Origin of the sequence: Motilibacter rhizosphaerae, from assembly GCF_004216915.1 — a bacterium.
GTDB classification, from domain to species: domain Bacteria; phylum Actinomycetota; class Actinomycetes; order Motilibacterales; family Motilibacteraceae; genus Motilibacter; species Motilibacter rhizosphaerae.
Map to the genome: position 1 here is coordinate 1162603 of NZ_SGXD01000001.1, position 22751 is coordinate 1185353.

25 protein-coding genes are annotated in these 22751 nt (G+C 73.2%); 16 read left to right on the forward strand and 9 right to left on the reverse strand.

Annotation, left to right across the window (positions count from 1 at the left end):
* Nucleotides 1-37: 37 nt before the first annotated feature.
* A complete protein-coding gene (locus tag EV189_RS05295; RefSeq protein WP_130491839.1) occupies nt 38-475 on the reverse strand; it encodes a hypothetical protein in 438 nt (145 codons plus the stop codon).
* Nucleotides 476-546: 71 nt separating this feature from the next.
* Between EV189_RS05295 and EV189_RS05300 the strand changes: the two genes are divergently transcribed.
* Both EV189_RS05300 and EV189_RS05305 read left to right on the forward strand, forming a co-directional pair.
* Nucleotides 547-1071, forward strand: coding sequence for a SigE family RNA polymerase sigma factor (locus tag EV189_RS05300; RefSeq protein WP_130491840.1), 525 nt, complete (start codon nt 547-549; stop codon nt 1069-1071).
* A complete protein-coding gene (locus EV189_RS05305; RefSeq protein ID WP_165400141.1) occupies nt 1068-2312 on the forward strand; it encodes a TolB-like translocation protein in 1245 nt (414 codons plus the stop codon). The genes EV189_RS05300 and EV189_RS05305 overlap by 4 nt, the downstream gene beginning before the upstream one ends.
* A gap of 54 nt (nt 2313-2366) precedes the next feature.
* Here the strand turns inward: EV189_RS05305 and EV189_RS05310 are convergent, their stop codons facing one another.
* On the reverse strand, nt 2367-2774 hold the full coding sequence (locus tag EV189_RS05310) for a hypothetical protein (protein WP_130491842.1): 408 nt from the start codon (nt 2772-2774) through the stop codon (nt 2367-2369).
* Between the two features lie 65 nt (nt 2775-2839).
* Between EV189_RS05310 and EV189_RS05315 the strand changes: the two genes are divergently transcribed.
* On the forward strand, nt 2840-3259 hold the full coding sequence (locus tag EV189_RS05315; RefSeq protein ID WP_231116076.1) for a MarR family winged helix-turn-helix transcriptional regulator: 420 nt from the start codon (nt 2840-2842) through the stop codon (nt 3257-3259).
* A gap of 8 nt (nt 3260-3267) precedes the next feature.
* Here EV189_RS05315 and EV189_RS05320 read toward each other — a convergent pair whose 3' ends face one another.
* Nucleotides 3268-3897: a hypothetical protein gene (locus EV189_RS05320; RefSeq protein WP_130491843.1), complete on the reverse strand. Its 630-nt coding sequence runs from the start codon at nt 3895-3897 to the stop codon at nt 3268-3270.
* A gap of 239 nt (nt 3898-4136) precedes the next feature.
* On the opposite strand from EV189_RS05320, the gene EV189_RS05325 reads away from it, so the two are divergent.
* A complete protein-coding gene (locus tag EV189_RS05325) occupies nt 4137-4403 on the forward strand; it encodes a hypothetical protein (protein ID WP_130491844.1) in 267 nt (88 codons plus the stop codon).
* A gap of 8 nt (nt 4404-4411) precedes the next feature.
* Here the strand turns inward: EV189_RS05325 and EV189_RS05330 are convergent, their stop codons facing one another.
* From EV189_RS05330 to EV189_RS05345, 4 genes are all read right to left on the reverse strand, one after another.
* Entirely contained in the window at nt 4412-4813 is a 402-nt protein-coding gene (locus EV189_RS05330) for a GNAT family N-acetyltransferase (RefSeq protein WP_231116077.1), read from the reverse strand.
* Nucleotides 4814-4934: 121 nt separating this feature from the next.
* On the reverse strand, nt 4935-5129 hold the full coding sequence (locus tag EV189_RS05335) for a hypothetical protein (RefSeq protein ID WP_130491846.1): 195 nt from the start codon (nt 5127-5129) through the stop codon (nt 4935-4937).
* A 136-nt stretch (nt 5130-5265) separates the two neighbouring features.
* Nucleotides 5266-6753: a sialidase family protein gene (locus EV189_RS05340; protein WP_130491847.1), complete on the reverse strand. Its 1488-nt coding sequence runs from the start codon at nt 6751-6753 to the stop codon at nt 5266-5268.
* A 137-nt stretch (nt 6754-6890) separates the two neighbouring features.
* Nucleotides 6891-7706 carry a hypothetical protein gene (locus EV189_RS05345; RefSeq protein ID WP_130491848.1) on the reverse strand — a complete coding sequence of 272 codons (816 nt, stop codon included), beginning with the start codon at nt 7704-7706 and terminating at the stop codon, nt 6891-6893.
* Between the two features lie 259 nt (nt 7707-7965).
* Here EV189_RS05345 and EV189_RS05350 point away from each other — a divergent pair, with 259 nt between their 5' ends.
* Nucleotides 7966-8730 carry a GNAT family N-acetyltransferase gene (locus EV189_RS05350; protein WP_165400142.1) on the forward strand — a complete coding sequence of 255 codons (765 nt, stop codon included), beginning with the start codon at nt 7966-7968 and terminating at the stop codon, nt 8728-8730.
* 184 nt (nt 8731-8914) lie between these two features.
* A complete protein-coding gene (locus EV189_RS05355; protein WP_130491850.1) occupies nt 8915-9379 on the forward strand; it encodes a CYTH domain-containing protein in 465 nt (154 codons plus the stop codon).
* Nucleotides 9380-9780: 401 nt separating this feature from the next.
* On the opposite strand, the gene EV189_RS05360 is transcribed toward EV189_RS05355, so the two are convergent.
* Nucleotides 9781-13152 (reverse strand): S8 family serine peptidase, encoded by a 3372-nt coding sequence (locus tag EV189_RS05360; protein ID WP_130491851.1) that lies wholly within the window; start codon nt 13150-13152, stop codon nt 9781-9783.
* 112 nt (nt 13153-13264) lie between these two features.
* Between EV189_RS05360 and EV189_RS05365 the strand changes: the two genes are divergently transcribed.
* From EV189_RS05365 to EV189_RS05400, 8 genes are all read left to right on the forward strand, one after another.
* The gene (locus tag EV189_RS05365; protein ID WP_130491852.1) at nt 13265-14281 is read left to right on the forward strand and encodes a glutathione S-transferase family protein; all 1017 of its coding nucleotides are present in this window, start codon (nt 13265-13267) and stop codon (nt 14279-14281) included.
* Nucleotides 14278-15510 carry a kynureninase gene (locus tag EV189_RS05370; RefSeq protein ID WP_130491853.1) on the forward strand — a complete coding sequence of 411 codons (1233 nt, stop codon included), beginning with the start codon at nt 14278-14280 and terminating at the stop codon, nt 15508-15510. The genes EV189_RS05365 and EV189_RS05370 overlap by 4 nt, the downstream gene beginning before the upstream one ends.
* 46 nt (nt 15511-15556) lie before the next feature.
* Nucleotides 15557-15787, forward strand: a complete 231-nt coding sequence (locus EV189_RS05375; RefSeq protein ID WP_130491854.1) for a hypothetical protein — start codon at nt 15557-15559, stop codon at nt 15785-15787.
* Between the two features lie 8 nt (nt 15788-15795).
* Nucleotides 15796-16911 carry an SPFH domain-containing protein gene (locus EV189_RS05380; protein ID WP_130491855.1) on the forward strand — a complete coding sequence of 372 codons (1116 nt, stop codon included), beginning with the start codon at nt 15796-15798 and terminating at the stop codon, nt 16909-16911.
* 150 nt (nt 16912-17061) lie between these two features.
* A complete protein-coding gene (locus EV189_RS05385) occupies nt 17062-18093 on the forward strand; it encodes an RNA polymerase subunit sigma-70 (RefSeq protein ID WP_130491856.1) in 1032 nt (343 codons plus the stop codon).
* Between the two features lie 56 nt (nt 18094-18149).
* Nucleotides 18150-18377: a hypothetical protein gene (locus EV189_RS05390; protein WP_130491857.1), complete on the forward strand. Its 228-nt coding sequence runs from the start codon at nt 18150-18152 to the stop codon at nt 18375-18377.
* Between the two features lie 73 nt (nt 18378-18450).
* Nucleotides 18451-19899: an MFS transporter gene (locus tag EV189_RS05395; protein ID WP_130491858.1), complete on the forward strand. Its 1449-nt coding sequence runs from the start codon at nt 18451-18453 to the stop codon at nt 19897-19899.
* Nucleotides 19896-20669: an isocitrate lyase/PEP mutase family protein gene (locus EV189_RS05400; protein WP_231116078.1), complete on the forward strand. Its 774-nt coding sequence runs from the start codon at nt 19896-19898 to the stop codon at nt 20667-20669. Before EV189_RS05395 ends, EV189_RS05400 begins: the two co-directional genes overlap by 4 nt.
* A gap of 58 nt (nt 20670-20727) precedes the next feature.
* On the opposite strand, the gene EV189_RS05405 is transcribed toward EV189_RS05400, so the two are convergent.
* Entirely contained in the window at nt 20728-21423 is a 696-nt protein-coding gene (locus EV189_RS05405) for an NADPH-dependent F420 reductase (protein WP_130491859.1), read from the reverse strand.
* A 152-nt stretch (nt 21424-21575) separates the two neighbouring features.
* Here EV189_RS05405 and EV189_RS05410 point away from each other — a divergent pair, with 152 nt between their 5' ends.
* A complete protein-coding gene (locus EV189_RS05410) occupies nt 21576-22289 on the forward strand; it encodes a hypothetical protein (RefSeq protein WP_130491860.1) in 714 nt (237 codons plus the stop codon).
* A gap of 56 nt (nt 22290-22345) precedes the next feature.
* Nucleotides 22346-22720, forward strand: coding sequence for a cupredoxin domain-containing protein (locus EV189_RS05415; protein WP_130491861.1), 375 nt, complete (start codon nt 22346-22348; stop codon nt 22718-22720).
* Nucleotides 22721-22751: the final 31 nt, after the last annotated feature.

Sequence of the window (22751 nt, forward strand, 5' to 3'; positions counted from 1 at the left end):
CAGTACCGGAGCGGCCCGGGGCGGTTCCTGCCCGGCCTCAACCGGGCAGCGCGACAGCCAGGGCTCGGCGGTAGTCAGGCAGGCTGAAGCGCACAGCACGCCAGTCGACGTAGGCCGTGGGGTCGTGCTCCCACCGGTCCAGCTCCCAGTACGTGTCCGCGAAGTCCGACCAGGTGACCACGTCGTCCTGGCGGCTGACCCGTGCCGTCAGGGCGCCGCACAGGTGGTCGCCGCACTCCGCGCACACGTAGAGCGCGACGCGCCCGTCCAGATCAGGTGGGGCCTCTACCAGGAGCTGGGCGACGGCAGCGCGCGCCAGGTCGGCCGTCCCCCAGCCCAGCGGGGTCACCTCGTCCAGCCGGTGCCGTGCGGCCCAGGGCTGGCCGTCGACGACGTAGTCGAGGAAGTGCCGCTCGGTCCGGGTGCCCGACCCGCTGCGAGTGGCGGGGCGCAGCTCGAGGCGACTCATCTGCACGCGACCAGTGTCCAGGAGCGGTGTCCCAACCTTCCGCACCCCCGGGTGCGTGTAGACAGCGGGAGGTGCACGTGAGTCGACGACCAGCACCCGCGGTCGGGTTCGAGGAGTTCGTCGTGGTGCGCGGGCACGCGCTGCTGCGCGCGGCGTACCTCCTGACCGGGGACGCGCACGCCGCCGAGGACCTGGTCCAGGCTGCGCTCGAGCGGTGTGCCGGCCGCTGGGACAAGCTCGGTGAACAGCCGGAGGCATACGTCCGCCGCGTGATGTACCACCTCAACGTGTCGTGGTGGCGCCGCCGCCGCTCCCGCCCCGAGTCCCTGGTCGAGGAGCCTCCGGAGACACCGGCAGCAGGGCACGACGAGGCGACGGTGGTGGCGCTGCTGCTGCAGGGCGCGCTGCGGAGGCTGACCGCCCGCCAGCGGACCGTGCTGGTGCTGCGGTTCTACGAGGACCTGTCCGAAGCGCAGGTCGCTGATGCCATGGGGTGCTCGGTGGGCACCGTGAAGAGCCAGACCAGCGCAGCCCTGCGCCGGCTCCGCCAGCTGGCGCCGGAGCTGGACGAGCTGCGCGTCCGCCAGGGAGGCGTGTCGTGAGCGAGGTGGACCTCGAGGAGGCGTTCGCACGGCTGGCGGCCCGTACGCCGGTCGTGGAGCCGTTCGGCCTCGCCGCGCGGGCCAGGGCGGGCAGCGATCGGCGGCGTCGGTGGGCGCGTACGGGGGTCGCGGCCGCCGTCGCCGTCCTGCTGTCCGCCACCGTCGGACTGGCGCGTGCAGCGATCGTGGAGCGGGAGGCGCCGGTGCGACCCGCGCCGGCGGCGACCGCTCCGGCCGTCGAGCTTCCACCGGTCCCGCGGGATCCACTGCCGTTGCGGGGAAACCCGGTACGCGCTGCGCGCCTCGTCGTGGGTCGGACGGCGGGCGGCACCGCCTCCACCCTGGTCCTCGGAGCGCACGGAGAGGGCTACCGCGTCCTGCCCGGCGCGCTGCCGCTCGCCGAGGCGACCCGCTCGGGCTGCCTGCCGAGCCTGTCGCCCGACGGCACGGAGGTCGCCTGTGTGCGTCAGGCCGGGCACGTGGAGGTGGTGGCGCTCGCCAGCGGTGCGGTGCGGTCCTTCACGATCGCCGGGGGCACGCGTACGCCCGTCTGGTGGTCGCCGGACGGGAAGCGGTTCGCCACCTTGACCGGGCAGGGCACCTCGAGCGTCGGCGGCAAGACCGTCCTCAATGCGCGTGGAGATCTCGTCATCGTCGATCTGCGCGGCGGCACCTCACGGTTCCGCCTCGCCCACGCCGGGAGTGCCCTCGCCTGGTCGCCGGACGGGAAGCGGATCGCCGTCGCCTTCGGGGGGACTGTGCAGGGCCTGGCCATCTACGACGCGAGAAGTGCTGCTGCGGAGCAGGTCCTGCCGTTCGAGACCTACCGGTCCGCTCGCCAGCGCGGCCACGCGTCGCTGTTCGCCGACAGCGGGGTGCTGTTCACCGCCGACGGACGCGACCTGCAGGTCGTGTCCTACAGCGGAGGCGACGGAAAGCCGCCGTACTCCTTGGTGACGCTCGACAGCAGCGGGCGGGTCGTCGGAGGTGCACGCCTGCAGAACGTGCGGGAGGGCGGCCCTCCGCTCCTGCTCGGGCGAGACGGTCAGGCTGTCCTCGCGCAGTCCGTCGGGACCCTCGTCGTACCGCCCCAGGTGATCCTCGTCGACCCGACGACGGGACGGTCGAGCCCGCTCGTCGTGGGCTCGTCGACCGTGGCTCCGGCCACACCGGTGTCCTCGGCCTCGAAGGTCAGCGGCGCCTGGAGGTACGGCGGGAACCCCATCGCCGTCCCAAGATGATGCTGGCAGTCGGAGAACGAGCGGAGCCCGGCAGCGGCTGCGCAAGCAGCGCCGTCACGCCTGGAGCAGCACCTCGGCGCCGCGCCGGATCTCGTCGAGGACGCGGCGCGTCGTCTCCTGCTCCGCCTCGTCGATCCCGGCTGTGAGCTGAGCGGTGACTGCGGCCACGGAGGTGCGCGCGGCCGTGAGCTCAGCCGTACCGAGGGCCGTCGGGGTCTCGTCCTCGCCGACGAGCCCGGCCGTGCGCAGTCTGCCCAGCGCCGCGTGGATCTCCTCGGGCCCGCCGCCCTCCAGTGCGGTCCGCCTCCAGTCCTCGCCCGGTCCCGCGGCGCTCACGGCGTTGAGCACCACCCACGCGTGGTAGCCGGGGATGCGGGTCGAGGACAGGGTGCGGTCCAGCAGCGCGCGCAGGGCGTTCTCGGTGGGCCCGACGACGGTGGGCAGGGGGCGGGGGAGTGGCATCTGCTCTCCTAGGATCTTGGGCAGACCAACACTGTATTGGTGCTACCAAGAGAGGACAAGGGCCGATGCCTCACGACCTCTCCGCGCTGCCCACGTGGATCCTGAGCGCCGCCGCGAGCCGCTCGCACCAGGTGATCCAGCAGCGGCTGGCACAGGCGGGGGTCAACGGGTACCAGTACCGCTGCCTCACCGCCCTCGCTGCTGCCGCGCAGCTGAGCCAGACCGAGCTCGGTGCCGCCGCGTCGCTCGACGGGAGAGACGTCACGCACACGGTCCGCGCACTCGAGGACCGCGGTCTCGTCCTCCGCGTGAAGGACCCGAGCCACGGCCGTCGACAGCTGGTCTCGCTGTCCCCGGAGGGACGAGAGGTGGCGGACGCTCTCGGTCGCGTGATGGCGGAGGTCCAGGAGGAGGTCTTCCACGGCCTCAGCCGTGACGAACGCTCGACCCTGCTGCGACTCCTCGAGCGCGTCGCACGGGCCTGACCCGAGCGTCAGCGCGGGAGCAGGGCCTCGACCTTGTCGAGGGCAGCGTCGGTGGCGTCGAGCACCGTCGCGCGGAACTCCCGGCCGTCGTCGATCCCGGCGGACATCAACGAGTAGACCTGGTGCCGACCCACGAGCACCACCGTGAGGTAGGTCGTCACGGGGACGTCTCCCTTGTCGGACGTCACGACGCCTGCCACTCTGAACTCGACGGCGGCGTCACCTCGCCGGGAGATCCGTACGGGCGTGAGCTTCCACGTGACCCCGCCCTCGACGTAGGTGCCGCAAGCGGCAACAGATCTATTGTTGGCGGTGAAGTTCGCCTTGGCCTGAGCAGCGGTGTGGTAGCTCTGCAGGTCCTCCGAGTAGTAGAGCGGTTCGCTCGCGTACCGCCAGTTCGCGCCCACCTCGGTGGCGATGCCGACGTTCTTCGCCGTGCCGGACAAGCACTTCAGCCCTCCCGCTACCGCGTGGGCGTTGTGCTTCCACCCCTTCGGCATGTCCTCGGCGGCGAGGAGCGCGCGCTTCGCCTGCGCCTGCGAGACGGGGGCGGGCGTCGCTGCGTGCGCGGGCGCGGCGAGCGTGCCGGTGACGACGAGCGCCACCAGGCAGGCGAGCGGGCGGGCAGAGGGGCGCACGTGGGCTCCAGGTGGTGATGGGGCGACGCGGCGAGCCTAGCGGCGGGAGGTACGCGGGGGGTGCACACGCGAGATCCCCCGACTCCCCGTGGACGCCCGGCCCGTCGGCACGTCCATCAGCCGGTCCGGCTGACTGTGCGACCAGGACGGCGACACAGCAAGCACGCGCCGCGCGCAGTTCGTCTTCTCGTCACCTCGGCGCCGAGAACAGACCGTCAATCGCACGTACGGTGCCAGGCATGCTGGAGGAAGGCTGGTTCCTGGACCCCCTGCGACGCCATGAGCAACGGTGGATGTCCGCCGGCGAGCCGACAGCGCTCGTACGCGACGGGGCGGTCGAGGGGCACGACGAGCCACCCGCTTCCGCGTCCCTCGAACGGCCGCTGGTCCCCGCTCCCGAGGTGGACCCGGTTGACGGACAGGATCTGCTCCGCAGCGACAGCCGTGTCGCTCCGACGACCAACCCCGGCGAGGGGTCTGCACGCCTCGGCATCGGCTTCGGCTAGCGCGAAGATCACGTGGGGAAGCGGCTGAGCCGGATCTCGGCAACCCCGTCCTCCTCCGTCCTCCGCCCGTCGGGGACGAAGCCGTGCTTGCGGTAGAACGCCTGCGCCCGCGGGTTGGGGTCGACGACCCACACGACGGCCGCTTCGCGAGGGTCGAGGACGCTGGTGAGGAGGGCCGCGCCTGCGCCTCGGCCGTGGTACTCCGCCGCGACGTAGAGGACGAGGAGCTGCGCGTCGATGCCGGCCTCGGGCACGCGCGGGGGACCCGACATGGCGAGCCCGATGATGCGGCTGTCCGCTTCGGCGACGACGACCCGGCTGCTGCTCCATCTGTCGTCGGTCAGGACGCGGGTCCAGAACCGCTGCCTGGCGGCGAGGAGTCCTGGATCGTCCAGCACGTCATCGCTCATGACGCCCCGGTAGGTCTCTCGCCACGAGCGGACATGGACCGCTGCCATCTGCGCAGCGTCCTCGGCGCTCGCGCTGCGGACAGCGGTGACAGCTGGCACGTCGGGCTGTGCTGCGTCGACCTCAGGGGGAGGCGCCGCTGTTGCGGGCTCGCGCGACGTCGCCCCACGCGCGCGCCGCCGCCTTCACCTCCTCGGCGTCCGCCGTCGACGCTGCGCTGACGGTGTGCTCCCCCGGGGCAGAGCGTCGACGGTTGCCCAGCAGGATCAGGACGGCGAACGCCGCGACGACAGTCATGAGGACGGCGACTGCGAGCATGCGGGCTCCTCCGGCAGCGGGGTCGCCCCAGTATGCAGCTGCGACGCCACCGTCGAGCCAGGCATGCGCTCGTCCGCGTGGGAGAGGAGGTCCCGGTCGCCCAGGGGGCCCGAGGACCTCCTCTCCTCCGCCACGGTCAGCGGCGGCTCACCGCGAACGTCGCGCCGTACTCGACCTGGTGGTACGTGGCGCCCGTCGCAGGCGGCGTGCTCGAGACGCACCACACCGCGTACAGGACGCCGTTGCGGAGCGCGGTGCCGATGTAGTCGCCGGGGAACGCGCCGCCCGCCTGCGCTGCGTAGGTCAGGTCGCTGACCGGGCCGACGGCCAGCGGCGCCGAGAACGTCTCGCCGCTGTGGGAGTTCACGACGTACTGCTGCACGTGCGTCCCGTCCGTCTCGCCGTACGACACGGCCACGATGCCGCCGTACGCGGCCACGTCGACGTTCACGGCCTGCTGCGACTCGTCGACCGGGTTCGCCTGCCGCGGCCTGGACCAGTGCACGCCGTCAGCGGAGTGCGAGACCAGGACCTGGCTGGTGTCGCTGCCGTTCCAGGCGAGGTAGAGCCGGCCGGTGACGGGGTCGGCCGTGCCGGAGGGCAGGCAGCACCGGATGCCGTCCGGTCCCTGACCCACGTTGGTCTCGACGGTCTCGCCAGCCGACCAGGTGCTGCCGCCGTCGCGCGAGATGCGGGTGACCAGGTCCGGACCACCCTCCTGCACGGCCGCCGGCGCAGCTGCTGCCGCGACCCGGTCCGCCGAGGACTCGCGCGCCTCCTGCGCCTCGGAGCCCTCGTCCATCGCGTCTGCGGAGCCGTAGTCGAGGTACGCGTCGACGATCGTGCCGTCGGGCCGCAGCATCGGCTGGGAGTCCTGGGTGAAGGAGGGGTCCGGTGTCGTCGCGACCGGCGCCGACCACGTGGCGCCGTGGTCGTCGGACCACACCAGGTCCTGCGGGACGTTGATGACGTTGAAGTCGCTGTCCGAGATGAACTCGCTCCAGAACTGGTAGATCCGCCCACGGTGCGGACTGGTCGGCGACGTGTCGACCACCAGCCAGTTCTTGTCGTCGGAGACGGCGCACGTGCTGCTCTGGTGCGCCGTGACGGGAGCGCCGAAGGTACGGCCACCGTCCGTGCTGCGCGAGACCAGCACCCCGGAGTCGCAGCCGGAGTCGAAGACGAGCACCGAGACGTAGACCGTCCCGTCGGAGTCGAAGGCCACCACAGGGTCGCTGGCGCGCTCCCACACGGCAGGGCCGCCGGTCGTCGCCGTGATACCGGGCAGGGGGTGGTGCTCCCAGTGCCGGCCGCCGTCGGCGGTCCAGGCGTACGAGATGCCGACCGCACCTCCGTCGGGATAGCGCCCGTCGTGCGCGACCGCGACGGCGACCTGCGGGTCCACGGGCGAGACGGCGACGTCCGGCTCGACCAGCGTGTCGGGCTCGGAGCCCGGCAGGGCCGGCACGTCCTGCTCCGCCACCTGGCTCGCGGTCGTGAGCGAGAGCGGGCCCGGCGCGGCCGCCCAGGCCGTGCCGGGCACGGCGAGGGTCGCCAGGGCGGCGGCAGCGACGGCAGCCCGGGGCAGCAGGCGTCGAGCGGGGTGGACACGGAGCAGGGCCATGGCTCTCCTCGAGGAGATGATCGACGAACTGCTGTCGTCGTCATCCTGGCCCGACTTGCCCCGATCTGCCTAGGGGGTGCGGAGGAGCGGCTCACCCCGGGCGTGACGCGCGAAGGAGCGGGCGGTCCGCGCGTCCCTCACGCCCTCGGGCGCGGCACCGTCACGAACGTGAGGTCCTGCTCCGCTGGGCCGCTGAACGTGAAGGCGACGATGACGTAGGAACCCGGGAGGAGACCCAAGGCCACCTGCTCGGACCGGTGCGCGTCGAGCGGGACGTAGCCGAACGAGGCGGACTCCAGGGCGCTGACGATCTCCGGGTGGTCCTTCCGCGACCGTAGGGCAGCTGCTACCTCGTCCGGCGAGCTCCCCTCCGGCACCCGGTAGATGTAGGCCTCACGGTCACGCGACGACGCATTGCTGAGTCGCCACCAGGGGAGCGCGGCGCGGACCTGCACACGAGCAGTCAGCCCTGCGGTTCCCAACGGGACCGGGGTGGCCGCGTGCAGGACCGCGCGTGACCTGGGGCCCGTCACCGTGAGGATGCCCACCCGACGCGGGTGCAGGGCGGCCTGCTCGGCGTTGAGCCAGTAGGTCCCCGGCTGCAGCACGATCTGCGCGCTCGACCCGCTCTGCACGTAGAAGAGTTCCGCGGCCCGCGGCTCCCGCGCGGGATGGGCGCTGGTGTCGCGGACGTACTGGGCGAGGGTGTAGCCGCGGGCGGGACGGGTCAGGGAGAGCGAGTGCAGCCCGATCGAGGGCTTCGCGACGACCTGGAAGGTGTAGAGCCCGGCCCGCAGCACCGAGGGGACGTTCGGCGCTCTGGTCTGCGGTGTCGTCACGGCGACGACCCGCGCCCGGGATACGGCGGCCGATGCTGGCTGGGCGCCGATGCTGCTGCCCAGGAGGCTGGCGACCACGATGAGCAGAGCAGCAGGCAGTCGGAGGTCCTTCACGACAGGGAGAGACCCCTGAGTGGCACTGGGGTTCATACGGGTGCAGAAATCCGCACCGACCGGGCATGCTGGTGCCGGTCCCGACCGAACGAGCCCGTCTGGAGCCCGGACGATGCCCGAGCCGTCGACAACGCCCCCGAGTGAGCGCCGAACCCCTGCGACGGTGCACATCCGCCCCCTCCGGGCTGATGACATCCCTGCTGCACAGGAGCTGGCGCACCTGTCCCTGACGGAGGCGGGAACGCGGTACGGCTGGGAGATGCCGCCCCTCGACGACCGCGTACGCGCCCGCGGACGAGCGCGCATCGCGCACGTCCTCGCGCACGACCCGTCGGGCTCGTGGGTGGCGGAGGACCAGGGGACTCTCACCGGGGTGAGCCTGGCCACCCGGCGTGAGCGGCGCTGGTTCCTCTCCTTGCTGACCGTCGCGCCCGCCCACCAGGGAGTCGGTGTCGGGCGCGCGCTGCTCGACGCGGCACTCGGCACGTTCGAGGGCACCGGTGCGATCTGCGCGAGCTCAGACCCGAAGGCCCTGCGCAGGTACGGCTGCGCCGGCTTCGCCCTCGTCCCGTGCTTCGAGACTCACGGACCCGTGGACCGGTCGCTGCTGCCGGCCACCCCGCACGTCCGGGAGGGGTCCTTCCTCGACGACCGGGACCTCGTCGAGTCGGTGGCGCGGCACGTCCGCGGAGCACCGCACGGCGTCGACCTCGACTACCTCTCGACGACGGGGCACCGGCTCCTCGTCCACGACAGCGGACCTCAGCGCGGGTACGTGGTGGTCCGCGACTCCGGCCCTGCCCTGCTGGGGGCCACGACGCCCGCTGTCGCGCAGGAGCTGCTGTGGGCCGCGCTCGCGGAGGTGAGCGGGCCGGCCGCCACCGTCAGCTGGGTGACGGGAGAGCAGCAGTGGGCATTGAGCGTCGCGCTGGAAGCGCGACTGGCGCTCCGCGCAGGGGGCGGGTGGTGCGCCGCCGGCCTCCGCGGCGGGCTCCCGTACCTCCCCAGCGGCGCCCTGGGATGACCGGGCCACCGCGTGGAGAGGCGGTGGGCTCCCCGAGAAGTGCATGATCACGGCGACTCGGGGATGCTCGACACGGACGGCGCCAGGCGCCCGCTACGTGTGGAGCTGAGCGAGCGCGAGCGGCCCGTCGCCGGGGTCCTCTCCTGCGTCCCCGGCGCAGCGACGGCCGCTAGCGTGCGGTCTCGTGCCCGTGTCCCTGAAGTACGCCGTGGTCGAGCGTGAGCGTCGCTTCCTCCTGTCGGAGGTGCCGGAGGGGGCGACGACGAGGAGGCGGATCGTCGACCGGTACGTCACCGGCACACGGCTGCGCCTGCGCGAGGTGCGCGAGGACGACGGCACCGTGGTCCTCAAGCTGACGCACAAGGTGCGGCTCACCGACGGTCCCCGAGAAGTCGCCTGCACCACGGCGTACCTCGACGAGGACGAGTGGGCGGTCCTGTCGGCCCTGCCGGGCCGGACGCTGCGCAAGACGCGGCACCTCTTCCCGTGGGGGTCGCGCGTGGTGGCGGTCGACGAGCACGAGGACGGCACGGCGGTCGCGGAGGTCGATGACGGTGAAGGGCCGTCCGCCCTCCTCCCGCCCTGCTTCCAGGTCATCCGCGAGGTGACGGACGACGAGTCCTGGAACGGGGTCGCGCTCGCACGCTGAGGGCGCGTCGGGCACGTCGCACGTCCGGTCCTGGGACCTCTGGCTGGGCGCCTGGAGTGGAGAAGTGCGCTGTGCGTAGACGGTTTCTCACCGTCCGCTCATCCTGGACGCAGGTAGCGGCACGAGGCCGCGAGCGAGGGGGAACGACGATGAGCAAGCTCCGGCGTGGAGCCGCTGTCCTGGCGTTGGCAGTCGCGGTCGGCGGGGGAGCGGCCGGGCTGGCGGGGTCCCACACCGGCGATGGCTCCGGCACCACGTCGTCCATGTCGCGCTCGTGGTCCTCCATGCCCGTCCCCGTCTTCGAGTCCTAGCCCCGCCGTCCACCTCGTCCTAGTTGGCAGCACAGCAGAAGGCCCCGCCGCCGGAGATCCGGCAGCGGGGCCCTCGTGGAGCTGGGAGGGTCAGCCGATCGAGGCAGACCCGCCCACGGTGTAGCTGTAGGGCAGGGCCGCGACCTCATCGACACTGCCGGTGACGGCGTCCTTCGTGTCGATGTAGAGCGTGCCGGAGACCGTCGTGCCGGGCGCCCCGGTCGGGGTGATCGTCACGGTGATGTCACCATCGGCCCCGGCGCCCAGGACCAGCGGCGTGGCAGCAGGTGCTGCCGCGTCGACGGTCGCGAGCTGGGGGTCGCCCGTGCTCGAGGTGACCGCCGCGTCGAACGCCTTGGTCTGGGCGGTCGCCGAGAAGGTGCTCGAGATCGTGCCCGCCCCGTCGGGGCCGACGGGCCCGACCGCGGTGGGCAGCGCCAGCCACGTCTGCGGCGCGACGATCGGGTCGGTCACCGTCACCGAGGGCGAGGTGCCCAGCGGGCCGGCCACGACGTCGGGGTCGCCCTCGAACGCCAGGTCGCTCAGGTGGTCCGCCGGGAACGGCGAGATCTCGAACCCGATCGGGGCGCTCGCCGTCGCCGACACCGTCAGCGCGGTGGTCTCGGTCGGGACCGTGACCGCCGGGAACGGGTTCAGCGGCGCGTCGGTGAACGTGTAGTCCTTGCCCGTCACGACGAGCGGCTGCGTCGTCGAGCCGTCGAGGCGCGCGTCGGCGAAGAACGCCGCGTCCGCCTTGCCGCGGTTCGACACGTGGACCGTCGCGGTGGCCGGCACGCCGGCCTGCAGGGTCCCGCCGCTGGGCAGGCCCTTGGCCTTCACCTTGGCGTCGTCGAGGTAGAGGTCGACGCGGAAGCCGGTCTCGCCGGAGGTGTGCTCCGACGCGCCGAACTGCGCGATGACCAGCTGCCACCGGCCCGCCTGCGGGTTGACCGTCGCGAGGTCGAGCCCGTCGACCAGCGTGGTGCTGTCGCCCGAGGCGCGCTGGTTCGTGCGCTCGGAGACGGGCTCGCCGTTCGGGTCGACCAGGAAGCCGTACAGCGCCTGGCCCTGCAGCTGCGGCACCGAGAGCGAGGCGCGCAGTGCGCTGGTGCCCGCGGGGACGTCGAACGCGTACGTCAGCGACGGGTTCGGGATGCCCGAGCGGCCGTTGGTGCCGGTGAGAGTCCCCTCGAAGCGCGCGTGGTGCGCGTGCAGCTTGACGAGCGTGCGCAGGGTCAGCGGAACGATGGTCGTCGCGCTGCCGCTGGCGCCCTTGGTCCCGAGCACGATCGCCTCGGAGTAGTCGCCCGCAGCGTGCGGCTGGGGGACCGTGATGCTCACGTCGCGCGTCTCACCGGGCGCCAGCGTGACCGTCGGGGCCGTGGCCGCCGTGTGGTCCTTGTACGCCGTGGTGGTCAGCTGCACGGGGCCGCTGTAGCCGGCCGCGTTCTTCGGGGTGAAGACGATCGCGGTCCAGCGACCGGCCTTGGGGCTCGGGACGTCGACGTAGCCGACGTCATTGCTGCCCTGCGGCAGGTTGTGCGCGGCGTACGTGCCGTCGGGGTTGAGCAGCGTCAGGTAGACGCGGCCGCCCGCAGCGGCGACCTGGGCGCCGGGGTACGCGATGGACGCCGTGAGCCGCTGCGCCTTGGCCGGCACGTCGAACGTCGTCTTGACGTACGCGCGGTTGGCGCCGTTGCTGTCGACGAACGTCGGGTCGGTGGTGATGTCGAGCGAGACCTGCTGGGTCTGCGGGTCACCGATGACCCGGCCGTCGGTCCGCGCCCGCGTCTGCAGCGTGCGGGGCTCGGCAGCGAGGTTGGTGACGCTGACCGTGGCGGTCGAGGTGCTGCCGGACTCGGTGGCGACCGACACGCTGCTCGGCTGGACCAGCAGGTCGTTGCTGCTCGACGCGACCGAGGACCCGGGCGCCGAGCGGGCGGCCTTGACCGCGCGCAGGGTGTTCATCAGACCCGCACCCTGCTCCTGCGCCGGAGCGCCGAGGTCGTCGGCCGTGCTGGTGAGCAGCGAGCGGACGAGCGCCGGAGCCGGGCTCGTGCCGCCGTGGGTGTCGCGGTAGGCCTGGATCACCAGCGCCGCACCACCGGCGATGAACGGCGCGGACTGGCTGGTGCCGCCGAAGCCGTAGACCGGGGAGGGCTGGAGGTTCGGGCCGACGCAGTCCTCGAACCGGTCGAGGTCCGGCGTGCAGACCGCCCAGCCGAGGTCGCCCGGCGCGGCCAGGTCGACCGTACGGCCGGCCTGGGTGAAGCCCGAGGAGCTCAGCCCGGAGATCGTGTCGTCCTGGTAGCTGCCGTTGGAGAGCGGGAAGCCGCGGTAGCCGACCTGGGCGTAGTAGCGGAAGCTCGTCGTGGCCGCAGCCGAGATGATCCCGGGCGAGCTGGCGGGCGAGCCGATGGTGTTCGCGGGACCGGCGTCACCGCTCGACGCGACGACGGTGACGCCCGCGGCCACGAGCTGCTCGTTGAACAGCGCGGTCGGGTCGTTGCCCGTGTCGGGGTACTGGTTGCTGCCGAAGGACTCGCTGAGCACGTCGGCGTGGTCGACGGTCACCGCGTAGTCCAGGGCCTTGAGGATCGCGGAGTTGAAGGCGAAGCCGCCCGCGGGGAAGACCTTCATCGCGACGAGCTTCGCGTCGGGCGCGACGCCCTGGACGCGGATCGTGCAGCCGGCGGGCAGCGGGTGCGCCGCCGACACGACCTTGGAGATGTCGTACACCTGGCGCCCCTGCGCAGCGATCGACGACGCGTCGCCGAAGGCCTCGCCGCCGGACGTCGGGGCCTGCGTGCCCTCGCCGCTGAAGTCCTGGTAGTCGACGATGACGTGGGAGCCGTCGGGCCGGATGAAGTCGGGGTTGTCGACGTCGATGCCCTCGGCGAAGAACGCGACCGTGACGCCCTTGCCGGTGGCGATCTGGTTCGCGCTCGGGGTCGCCGGGTCGTTGAACGCCGTGTGCGTGAGCTGGAGGGCCTCGGGCTCCAGCAGCGGCTTGGCCGGGTCGGTCGGGCAGACCGTCGAGCTCGTGGGCCGCGGCGTGCCGGTGGCGCCGGGGACGCCGCCGGTGTCGGTCTGCCGCGACGGTGCCGCGACGAGCCGGTCGGGGACGACCGCGGCGACGGAGTGGTCTGCCGCCAGCGCGGCGGCCTCCGGCGCGCTCACGGTCGCGGCGAAGGCGTTGGCGACGTGCAGCTGGCGGACGTCGGTGGCTCCGCTGTCCTTCGCGCTGGCGACGAGGGACCGCTGGTCGGCCGAGGTCGCCGCGACGCGGGCGGCGAGGGTGCTGCCGCTCGCGGGGAGGTTCGCGTGCTGGTCCTTGAGCAGCACGATGACGTGCTGGCTGGCGGGAGCTGCAGTGGCGGGCGCGGCGAGGGCCGTGGGCAGCGCAGCCGCAGCCAGGACGGCTGCGGCTGCACCGGTGGGCAGAAGCGCTTTGTGACGCAAGATCCGACCTCTCCCGGTAGGTATGGGGTGGTCGGCAACGTACCTGTGGGTAGCCCGCCGCGCTAGAGGGGAGGAGCATGGCGTCAGGCACGTCGTCGGGAGGCAGGGCAGGATGGCCGAGCAGGGCAGCTACGTCACACCCGGGACGGAGTACACCCGCGACCAGCGCTACATCGCGACGCGGATCACCCGCGACGGCCGCGACGGCTACGCAGTGGAGCCCGGCCGTTACCGCCTGGTGGTCAGCCGTGCCTGCCCCTGGGCGAGCCGGGCCGTGGTCGTCCGCCGGCTGCTCGGTCTCGAGCAGGTCCTGTCGATGGGCATCGCCGGGCCGACCCACGACGCGCGCTCCTGGACCTTCGACCTCGACCCGGGCGGGGTCGACCCCGTCCTCGGCATCGAGCGGCTCCAGGACGCGTACTTCACCCGCATCCCGGGCTACGACAAGGGGATCACGGTCCCCGCGATCGTCGACACCCGCGACGGCGCGGTCGTCACCAACGACTTCGCCCAGATGACGCTCGACCTCGAGACCGAGTGGACCGAGCACGTCCGCGAGGGCGCGCCGGACCTCTACCCCGAGCCGCTCCGGGCCGAGATCGACGAGGTCGCGTCCCTGGTCTTCCGTGACGTCAACAACGGCGTCTACCGCGCGGGCTTCGCCGGCTCCCAGGAGTCGTACGAGCGGGCCTACCGCCGTCTGTTCGACCGGCTGGACTGGCTGGAGGAGCGGCTGTCCGGGCAGCGCTACCTCGTGGGCGACACCATCACCGAGGCCGACGTCCGGCTGTTCACGACCCTCGTCCGCTTCGACCCCGTCTACCACGGGCACTTCAAGTGCAACCGGAACAAGCTCGACGAGATGCCGGCACTCTGGGCCTATGCGCGCGACCTCTTCCAGACGCCGGGCTTCGGCGACACCGTGGACTTCGTCCACATCAAGCAGCACTACTACTGCGTGCACCGCGACATCAACCCGACCGGGATCGTCCCGCTCGGCCCGGACCTGAGCGGCTGGCTGACCCCGCACGGCCGGGAGTCCCTCGGTGGCAGGCCCTTCGGCGACGGCACGCCCCCCGGACCGGTCGCCCCCGGCGAGGAGGTGCCGGAGGGGCACCGCGCCGGATGAGCCTCGACGAGCGCGCCGCCGGTCTCGACGCGGTCGATCCGCTTGCGGGAGAGCCGGCGAAGTTCTCCCTGCCGGACAGCACGATCTACCTCGACGGGAACTCGCTCGGCCCGCTTCCCCGCCACGTTCCCGCAGTCCTGCAGAACGTCGTCGAGCAGCAGTGGGGCCACGACCTCATCACCTCCTGGAACCGCCACGGGTGGTGGGAGGCGCCGCGCCGTGCGGGTGACCGGATCGGTCGGCTGCTGGGCGGCGCTCCAGGCCAGGTCGTCGCGGGAGATTCGACGTCCCAGCAGCTGTTCTCGGCGACCGTCGCCGCGGCGAGGCTCAACCCCGGCCGCCGCACGGTCGTCATCGACCCCGCGTCCTTCCCGACCGACCTCTACGTCGTCGCCAGCGTCGCCGAGCTGCTCGGTCTCGAGGTCGCCCAGGTCGAACCCTCGCATTTGCAGCACTTCCTCGCGGACCGCGGCAGTGACGTCGCGGTCGCCGTGCTCTGCGAGGTCGACTTCCGCACGGGAGAGCGGCTCGACGCCCCCGCGCTGACGGACGCCCTGCACCAGTCTGGTGCCCTCGTGCTCTGGGACCTCTGCCACTCCGCCGGCGCGCTCGTCGTCGAGCTCGACGCGTGGGGCGCCGACCTGGCGGTCGGCTGCGGCTACAAGTTCCTCAACGGCGGGCCGGGTGCACCGGCCTGGATCTACGTCGCGCAGCGCCACCAGGAGCAGTTCCGCGGCGCGGTCGCGGGCTGGAACGGCCACGCCCGCCCCTTCGCCTTCGAGGCCGCGTACGAGCCGGCCCCGGGGGTGTCGCGCGCCCGCGTCGGCACACCCGCCATGCTCAGCCTGCTCTCCCTCGACGCCGCCCTCGACGTCTACGACGGGCTCGACATGGTCGACGTGCGCGCCCGCTCCGTCAGCCTCACGGGCTTCTTCCTCGAGTGCCTGGCCGAGCTCGCTCCCGACCTCGAGCCCGTGACCCCGCGGGAGCCCGAGCGGCGCGGGTCGCAGGTGAGCGTGCGCCACGCCAGCGCGTACGCCGTGGTGCAGGCGCTGCTCGCGCGCGGCGTCATCGGCGACTTCCGGGAGCCCGACATCGCCCGCTTCGGCTTCTCGCCGCTGGCGCTCACCCACGTCCAGGTGCTGCGCGCGGCACGCGAGCTGGCCGACGTCGTCGCCACCCGCGCGTACGCCGACCCGGCGCTTGCGGCGCGCACCACCGTGACCTGAGCGGACTGCCGTGCCGGGTCGTGGCGGAGGGCGTAAGAATGAGCCCGTGGGGGACAGCGCGCTGGTCGGCCTCGTGGGCGAGGTCGTCACACGCGTCCGCGGCGGTGCGGAGCCGGGCGAGGTCCGGCTGCTGTTCCGCGGGGCCTACGAGACGTTCATCGCCTACGCCGACGTGCCCATCGCACGCGGCGAGGGCGCGCTCGTGGCCAGCGTCCGTCACAACGGTGCCGTCGACGTCCTGCCCTGGGCCAACGACGGCGTGCAGACAGAGGAGTAGACCGACCCATGCTCGGCTATCACGTCCCCGCTCCCGACCAGGCGATGATCATCTCCGGCGGGAACTCCGGGGAGGGGGGCCTGCCCTTCCGCATCGTCGTGGGGCACGGCACCTGGGTGCTGCCGCTGTTCCGACGGACCTCGTTCCTCACGCTGGCGATGCGCGAGGCGACGGTCGTCGAGGACTGCGTGAGCCAGCAGGGGATCACGCTGTCGGTTCGCGCGGTCATCGCGTTCAAGGTGGGCAGCGACAACGCCTCGATCGCCGCGGCCGCGCAGCGCTTCCTCGCGAACCAGAACCAGATGGACGAGCTGACCGGGCAGATCTTCGCCGGCCACCTGCGCAGCATCGTCGGCAGCATGACCGTCGAGGCGATCATCCGCGAGCGCCAGACGCTCGCCGAGAACGTCCTCGATGCCAGCAAGGTCGAGATGGCCCGCATCGGTCTGGCCGTCGACAGCCTGCAGATCCAGTCGATCGACGACAAGGGCAGCGGCTACATCAAGGCCCTCGCTGCGCCGCACCAGGCGACCGTCAACCAGGCGGCGCAGATCGCCCAGGCCGCGGCCGACCAGGCGAGCGCGATGGCGCGCCAGGAGAGCGACCGCAACCAGGCCGAGTACGCCCGGCAGACCGCTGTCGCCCGCGCGCAGTACCAGGCGGAGATCGACATCGCCCAGCAGAAGGCGTCGCAGGCGGGCCCGCTCGCCGCCGCCCAGGCGCAGCAGGCGGTCCTCGCCGAGCAGGCCCTCGTGGCGCAGAAGAACGCCGAGCTGCGCGAGGCCCAGCTCATCGCCGAGGTCATCAAGCCCGCGCAGGCCGAGGCCGAGCGGATCCGTACCCTCGCCGAGGCGCAGGCAGCGGCGACCCGGCTGTCCGCGGAGGCGGCCGCGGCGGAGAACGGCATCGCCCTCGACCAGGCGATCATCGCGCAGCTGCCCGACCTCGTGCGCGCGGCGGCGAGCGGGCTCAACGGTGCGAACGTCACGGTCCTCGACGGCGCGCAGGGGCTCAACGGTGCGGTCGCGTCCCTCGCCGGCCAGGGGCTGACGATCCTCGAGTCTGTCCGCAAGGGGCTCGGCAGCTCGGCGGTCGAGGGCGGGAGCTCCCCGGCGCTCGGCTGACTCCAGCCACTCCCTGGCGAGCAGCGCGGTCAGCGCCGCCTGCTCGACGTGCATCCCGCGCGCTGCCGAGCGACTACTTCCGGCTCCTCGCGGTGTCTGCACAGGCGGGACCGTCCGCCGGGCGCGCCCCGACAGGGAGAGGAGGCCCCCGTGTCGACGCTGCTGGAGCGCGCTCGGAGCGGTGACCGCCGGGCGTTCGACGTCCTCGTGGGCCCGCACCGCACCGAGCTGCAGGTCCACTGCTACCGGATGCTCGGGTCGCTCGAGGATGCCGAGGACGTCGTCCAGGAGACCCTGCTCGCCGCATGGACCGGGCTTGCGGGCTACGGCGCCCGGTCGTCCCTGCGGACCTGGCTCTACAGCATCGCGACGAACCGGTGCCTGAACCACCGGCGGACGGCGAGCCGACGCCCTCGCGCGGCGCTGCCCGTCGGGGTGCCCGCACCGACGGGGCAGGGAGACGTGGCGTGGCTGCAGCCCTTCCCCGACGCCCTGCTCGAGGGGCTTCCCGATGAGCAGCCGGGCCCGGAGGCGCAGTACGAGTCCCGCGAGACCATCACGCTGGCGTTCGTCAGTGCTCTGCAGCGGCTCCCCGCGAAGCAGCGCGCGGTGCTGATCCTCCGCGACGTGCTGGGGTACTCCGCGAAGGAGACAGCAGCGCTGCTCGAGGCCTCGACCATGACGGTGAACAACGCGCTCAACCGGGCCCGGGCCAGCCTCGAGCGCAGTCCGGCTTCAGCGGAGGGACGGCCTGTCCAGCCCTCTCGCGAGGACGCCGCCCTGGTCGACTCGTTCGTCGAGGCCTTCCTCTCCCTCGACGTGGACGCCATGGTGGCCCTGATGTCCGCGGACGTGCGGCTCAGGATGCCGCCCACACCGGGGGAGTACCACGGGCGCGACGCCGCGCACCGGTTCCTCACGGCCGTGACGGCGGGCCGCCGGGGCCCGGCCCTCCTGGTCCCGACCCGGGCGAACACCCACGCGGCGTGGGGGATCTACGTCGACGACACGACCACGGGCCTCCTGCGCCTCTCCGGCTTCGAGGTCGTCGCCGTCGGCGAGGCCGGCATCGTCCGACTGACCCGGTTCAGCGATGAGGTCGCCCCGTGGTTCGGGCTCGCTGTCACCTTGCCCGCGGGGTCGACTGCCGCCCTCGAGCTCGACGCCGCCGGCGGCGGGTGATGGACCCGGACGCGCTGTTGCACGACCGTCCCCTGCCCGGCTGCTCCTGCACCACGATGACGGTCCTGGCTGCCGAGAGCATCCCCTGCGCCGCCGCCGACTGGTCCGCCGCCGTCGTCGTCGTCCTGCGGGGCCAGCTCCTCCTCGAGTGCCTGTCCGGCCGGTGCAGCACCTTCGCCGAGGGTGCCGTGCTCCCGCTCTCCGGTCTCCACCTCCGCCGGATCACCAACATCGGGCTCGAACCGCTGGTGCTGCGGACGATCCGGCGCGACCCCTCGTCCTAGCCGAGGGCCAGCGCGGCCCAGGACGACGACATCCCTCCTTCCGAGACACCTCCACCAGACACGAGGAACTCCCATGACCAACGCCTCTCGTTGGCGCGCCTTCGGCGTGCTCGCCGTCGGCTACTTCATGACGATCGTGGACCTGACGATCGTCAACGTCGCGCTCCCCACGATCGGTCGCGACCTGCACTTCTCCGAGTCCGGCCTGCAGTGGATCGTCACGGCGTACGGCCTGACCTTCGGCGGCCTCCTCCTGCTCGGCGGCCGCGCGGCGGACCTGCTCGGCAGACGCAGGATGTTCGTCGCCGGGATGGCGGTCTTCACCGCGGCGTCGATGGCCTGCGCTCTGGCCGAGAGCCCGCTGGCCCTGGTGCTCTTCCGCGCGGTGCAGGGGGCGGGAGCAGCGGTGGTCCTGCCGGCGGCCCTCTCCAGCGTGCTCGGGCTGTTCCCGGAGGGTGCGGAGCGGAACCGGGCCCTCGGCGTGTGGGGCGCGCTGGCCGCCGCCGGCGCTACGGTCGGGCTCCTCGCCGGCGGGGCCCTGACCCGCTACGGCGACTGGGCGTACATCTTCCTGCTCAACGTGCCCATCGGGCTGGCCGCCGCAGCGGCCGCACTCCGCGTGGTCCCGGAGTCCCGGAAGGAGGTCTCGGCGCGCCGGTACGACGCCCTCGGCGCCGCCGCCGTCACCGCGGCCCTCCTGCTCCTGGTGTACGCGATCTCGACCGCCCCGGAGCACGGCTGGGGGACGCTACGGACCGTCGGTCTCCTCGCGGCCTCCGGGCTGCTGCTGGTCGCGTTCGTCGTCATCGAGGCCCGGGCGGCCGAACCCCTGCTGGCGTCGGACCTGGCCGCGAACCGCTCCGTCGTGGGGGCCGACGTCGTCGGGTTCGCCCTCGGTGCGAGCTTCTACGCGTTCCTCTTCATCGGCACGCTCTACCTGCAGCAGGTGCTGCGGCTCTCGGCACTCCAGACCGGGCTCGCTTGGCTCGCGGCCTCGCTCACGTCCGTCGCGTGCGCTGGGGCGTCGCAGGTCCTCGTCACGCGGGTCGGCGCCGGACGCGTCCTGGCAGTCGGCATGGCGATGGTCGCTGGAGGCATCGCCTGGACGACGCAGGCCCCGGCCGACGGCGGCTTCTGGCGCAACCTCGCCGGACCGTTCATCCTCACCGGCGCAGGCACGGCCTTCGCCTTCATCCCCGTCTCCGTCGCCGGTCTCGCTGGGGTCGAGGAGAGCCAGACGGGCGTCGCGTCCGGCCTGCTCAACACCGCGCAGCAGATCGGCGGCGCCCTCGGGGTGGCCGTCGCGAGCACGGTCGCCGCGAGCCGCACCGCGACCCTGACCACCACGGGCGCGAGCCTCCCCGGCGCCCTGACCGAGGGGTTCCACGACGCGTGGTGGGTGTGCTCGGCGATCGCGCTGCTCGCCGTGCCCGTCGCCCTCTTCCTGCCCCGCGCGACCCGTGAGCACGACCCCGGTCTCGCCGTACGTCCCGAGCGCGAGTCGTTCGAGGAGGTCGCGTGAGCCCCGCGAGCCGCGACACCGACCGCCTGGCCGGTCTGGCGGAGCAGTTCAGAGGTCTCCACGACGGGCCTTTGCTCGTCCTGCCCAACGCCTGGGACGCGGCGAGTGCTCGGGTCGTCGAGGTGGGCGGCTTCCCGGCCGTCGCCACGAGCAGTGCCGCCACCAGTGCGGTCCTGGGCCTGCAGGACGGAGAAGGTGCGCCGTGGGAGGAGATGTTCGCGGCCACTGCGCGCATCGCCCGCGCCGTCACCGTCCCGGTGTCGATGGACGCGGAGGCGGGGTACGCGATGGACCCGGCCGTGTTCGTCGACCGGCTCCTCGACACCGGTGCGGTCGGCTGCAACATCGAGGACACCGACCACGTGGAGGGCGGCCTCCAGGACGCCGAGACGCACGCGCGCTGGTTGGCCCGCGTGCGCAGCGCTGCCGGTGCTCTCGGAGTGCCGGTGGTCCTCAACGCGCGGGTCGACGTGTTCCTCGCGGCCAGCGGCGTGCCCGAGACGGACCGTGTCGCGGAGGCGCTGCGGCGAGCCCGTCTCTACCTCGAGGCGGGTGCGGACTGCGTCTACCCCATCGGCGTCAGCGACCCGGGCGTCCTCGCCGAGCTCGTCGCCGGGATCCCCGGCCCCGTCAACGGGAACGCCGGTCCCCGACTGTCCCTGGGGACGCTCCAGGACCTGGGTGTCGCCCGGGTCTCCTACGGGCCCCGCTTCTACCGCGAGGCGCTGGACGGGTTCGCCGACGCGATCCGCGGTCTGCGGCTCGGCTGATCCCGCACGGTCCGGTCGCTGGTGCGGGGCGCTCAGCCCTGCACCAGCGACCGTCCGGTCAGGCGGGGTCCTCGAACGTGCCGGGGCTCGACGCCGTCCCCTGGAAGTCGGCGCTCCGCTCGCGGCTCGCCGCGGCGAGGCCCTGGCGCACGCCGTCCGCGTCGAGGTCCGTGACGTAGACCGGCGTCCCGGGCTGCTGGCGCCACGAGTCGTCGAGGCCGCCGGCGTCGATCGCGTCGAAGCCGAGCTCCTCGACGAGCGCGAGCACCTTGGCCTTGGCCGCCGCGTCGTCACCCGCGACCGGGAGCGCGACGCGCCCCGGCGTACCCGCGGGCTTGCCGAGCTCGCCCAGGTGCTGCGCGTAGATGTTGTTGAACGCCTTCACCAGCGGGCGACCGAGGTGCTGCTCGACCCACCGGGTCTCCGGCAGCCCGTCCTCGAGCGCCTCGATCCGGCCGTCGCGCTGCCGGGGGTAGTAGTTCCCGGTGTCGACGAACGCCGCGTCCGGCGCCGCGCCGTCGAGCACGCTCGGCGGCAGGTCCGGGATGTTGCGCTGGGGGATCGTCACGACGACGATCTCGGCGCCCTGGGCGGCCTCGCTCGCGGGGACGGCGCGCGCCCCGGTCTCGGCGGCCAGGTCCTGCAGCGTCTCCGGCCCGCGCGAGTTCGCGATGGCCACCTCGTGCCCGAGCGCGGTCAGCCGCCGGGCGAGCACGCCGCCGATGTTGCCTGCTCCGATGATCCCGATCTTCATCCGTCCTCCAGCTCGTCGGTCCTCGTCCTCCGCTGCCCAGCTAGCGGGCAGCGGACAGTGTCGTACCCAGCGCAACCACCGCCATGCCCGGGGCCCGGCGTCCCGGGGCGCAGTGCTGGGCAGCGGCCGGGTGTGACCGGTAGGAAGTCCCCATGCCGGAGCGCAAGGTGGACGTGCTGGTGGTGCGGTGGTACGAGCGGGCGGCGTCCGCGTCCGACATCGCCGACCGGTGGCTCGCGGCGGCGCGCGAGCACCTGCCCGAGGCGCTGCCGCGGCGCTTCGGTGAGGTGGAGCCGCTGCGCGGGCGCCTCGACCGCGACGGCGAGGACGGCTTCCGGCGGGCCGCCGAGCAGGCCGAGTCGCTCCTGCACCTGGCGGGGACGGCGCCGGTCTACAGCGCCTCGCTGTGTCCGCACCGCCCTCCGCGCTCCGGCCCGACCGTCGCGCACTCGCTCAGCGCCGTCCTCGACCCGGACGACGAGCGCGTGCGCCGGTTCGCGTTGGCGCTGGCGTCCGCTGGGACGATGTACGTCTCCGCGTCGGTCGAGGGCGGCGAGACCCTGGACCGCGGCCAGCTGTGGGGGCCGGGCGACCGGCCCGCCGAGCCGTACCTCGCCGGGCTGGGCGAGTGGCTCGGGCTCCCCCCGGCGCCACCGCGCTGGTGCTGGTTCGGCCCGGACTACACCGGCCTGCTCGGGCGGGGTGTCAGCGGGGAGCGGACCGCCGGCGGTCTGCTCTGGACCGGCGGGCCGTGGGTGGACGAGCGGCTGCGCGCGCGGCTCGACGAGGTCGAACCGTCACGGCGGTACGCCGCCCGCCTCCCCGGCGGTGCCCCGCGGTCCCTGTGGCGCCGGTTGCTCCGGTGAGCGGTCGTCCACGGCAGGAGACACGTCCGCCCGGCCGCCGGCGCCGAACGACGTGCATGATCCGCACCCGCGCGTACGCCCTCGCCGCCGCCGCTGCGCTGCCCCTCGCCGCCGCCGTGCTCCCCGTGACGCCCGCGACCGCGTCCCCCGTGGCGGCCTCCGCGGGGGCCGTCGAGCGCGCCGCGGCGCCGACGATCACGATCGCGGACTTCGGCTTCCGCGTCCCCCTGCGCGTCGCGCGCGGCGCCCGCGTGCGGGTGGTCAACAAGGACATCGTCGAGCACACGGTGACCTCGGGCGCCCGCGGCCGGTTCTCCGTCGACGTGGCCGCAGGGAAGAGCGCGTCGTTCGTCGCGCCGCGCAAGCCCGGCCGCTACGCCTTTCACTGCGCGTTCCACCCGGACATGACGGGCGTGCTGGTCGTCCGCTGACCGCCCTCGGCGGCGGTCGCTACGGTGGCGT

What these genes read in the sequence shown, in the direction of transcription:
- EV189_RS05370 (WP_130491853.1), top strand. Translation starts at nt 14,278, where the DNA reads ATGAGCCTCGACGAGCGCGCCGCCGGTCTCGACGCGGTCGATCCGCTT.
- EV189_RS05330 (WP_231116077.1), bottom strand. Translation starts at nt 4,813, where the DNA reads ATGAGCGATGACGTGCTGGACGATCCAGGACTCCTCGCCGCCAGGCAG.
- EV189_RS05410 (WP_130491860.1), top strand. Translation starts at nt 21,576, where the DNA reads ATGCCGGAGCGCAAGGTGGACGTGCTGGTGGTGCGGTGGTACGAGCGG.
- EV189_RS05310 (WP_130491842.1), bottom strand. Translation starts at nt 2,774, where the DNA reads ATGCCACTCCCCCGCCCCCTGCCCACCGTCGTCGGGCCCACCGAGAAC.
- EV189_RS05390 (WP_130491857.1), top strand. Translation starts at nt 18,150, where the DNA reads ATGACGGTCCTGGCTGCCGAGAGCATCCCCTGCGCCGCCGCCGACTGG.
- EV189_RS05335 (WP_130491846.1), bottom strand. Translation starts at nt 5,129, where the DNA reads ATGCTCGCAGTCGCCGTCCTCATGACTGTCGTCGCGGCGTTCGCCGTC.
- EV189_RS05315 (WP_231116076.1), top strand. Translation starts at nt 2,840, where the DNA reads ATGCCTCACGACCTCTCCGCGCTGCCCACGTGGATCCTGAGCGCCGCC.
- EV189_RS05415 (WP_130491861.1), top strand. Translation starts at nt 22,346, where the DNA reads ATGATCCGCACCCGCGCGTACGCCCTCGCCGCCGCCGCTGCGCTGCCC.
- EV189_RS05350 (WP_165400142.1), top strand. Translation starts at nt 7,966, where the DNA reads ATGCCGCCCCTCGACGACCGCGTACGCGCCCGCGGACGAGCGCGCATC.
- EV189_RS05395 (WP_130491858.1), top strand. Translation starts at nt 18,451, where the DNA reads ATGACCAACGCCTCTCGTTGGCGCGCCTTCGGCGTGCTCGCCGTCGGC.
- EV189_RS05380 (WP_130491855.1), top strand. Translation starts at nt 15,796, where the DNA reads ATGCTCGGCTATCACGTCCCCGCTCCCGACCAGGCGATGATCATCTCC.
- EV189_RS05365 (WP_130491852.1), top strand. Translation starts at nt 13,265, where the DNA reads ATGGCCGAGCAGGGCAGCTACGTCACACCCGGGACGGAGTACACCCGC.
- EV189_RS05340 (WP_130491847.1), bottom strand. Translation starts at nt 6,753, where the DNA reads ATGGCCCTGCTCCGTGTCCACCCCGCTCGACGCCTGCTGCCCCGGGCT.
- EV189_RS05325 (WP_130491844.1), top strand. Translation starts at nt 4,137, where the DNA reads ATGCTGGAGGAAGGCTGGTTCCTGGACCCCCTGCGACGCCATGAGCAA.
- EV189_RS05405 (WP_130491859.1), bottom strand. Translation starts at nt 21,423, where the DNA reads ATGAAGATCGGGATCATCGGAGCAGGCAACATCGGCGGCGTGCTCGCC.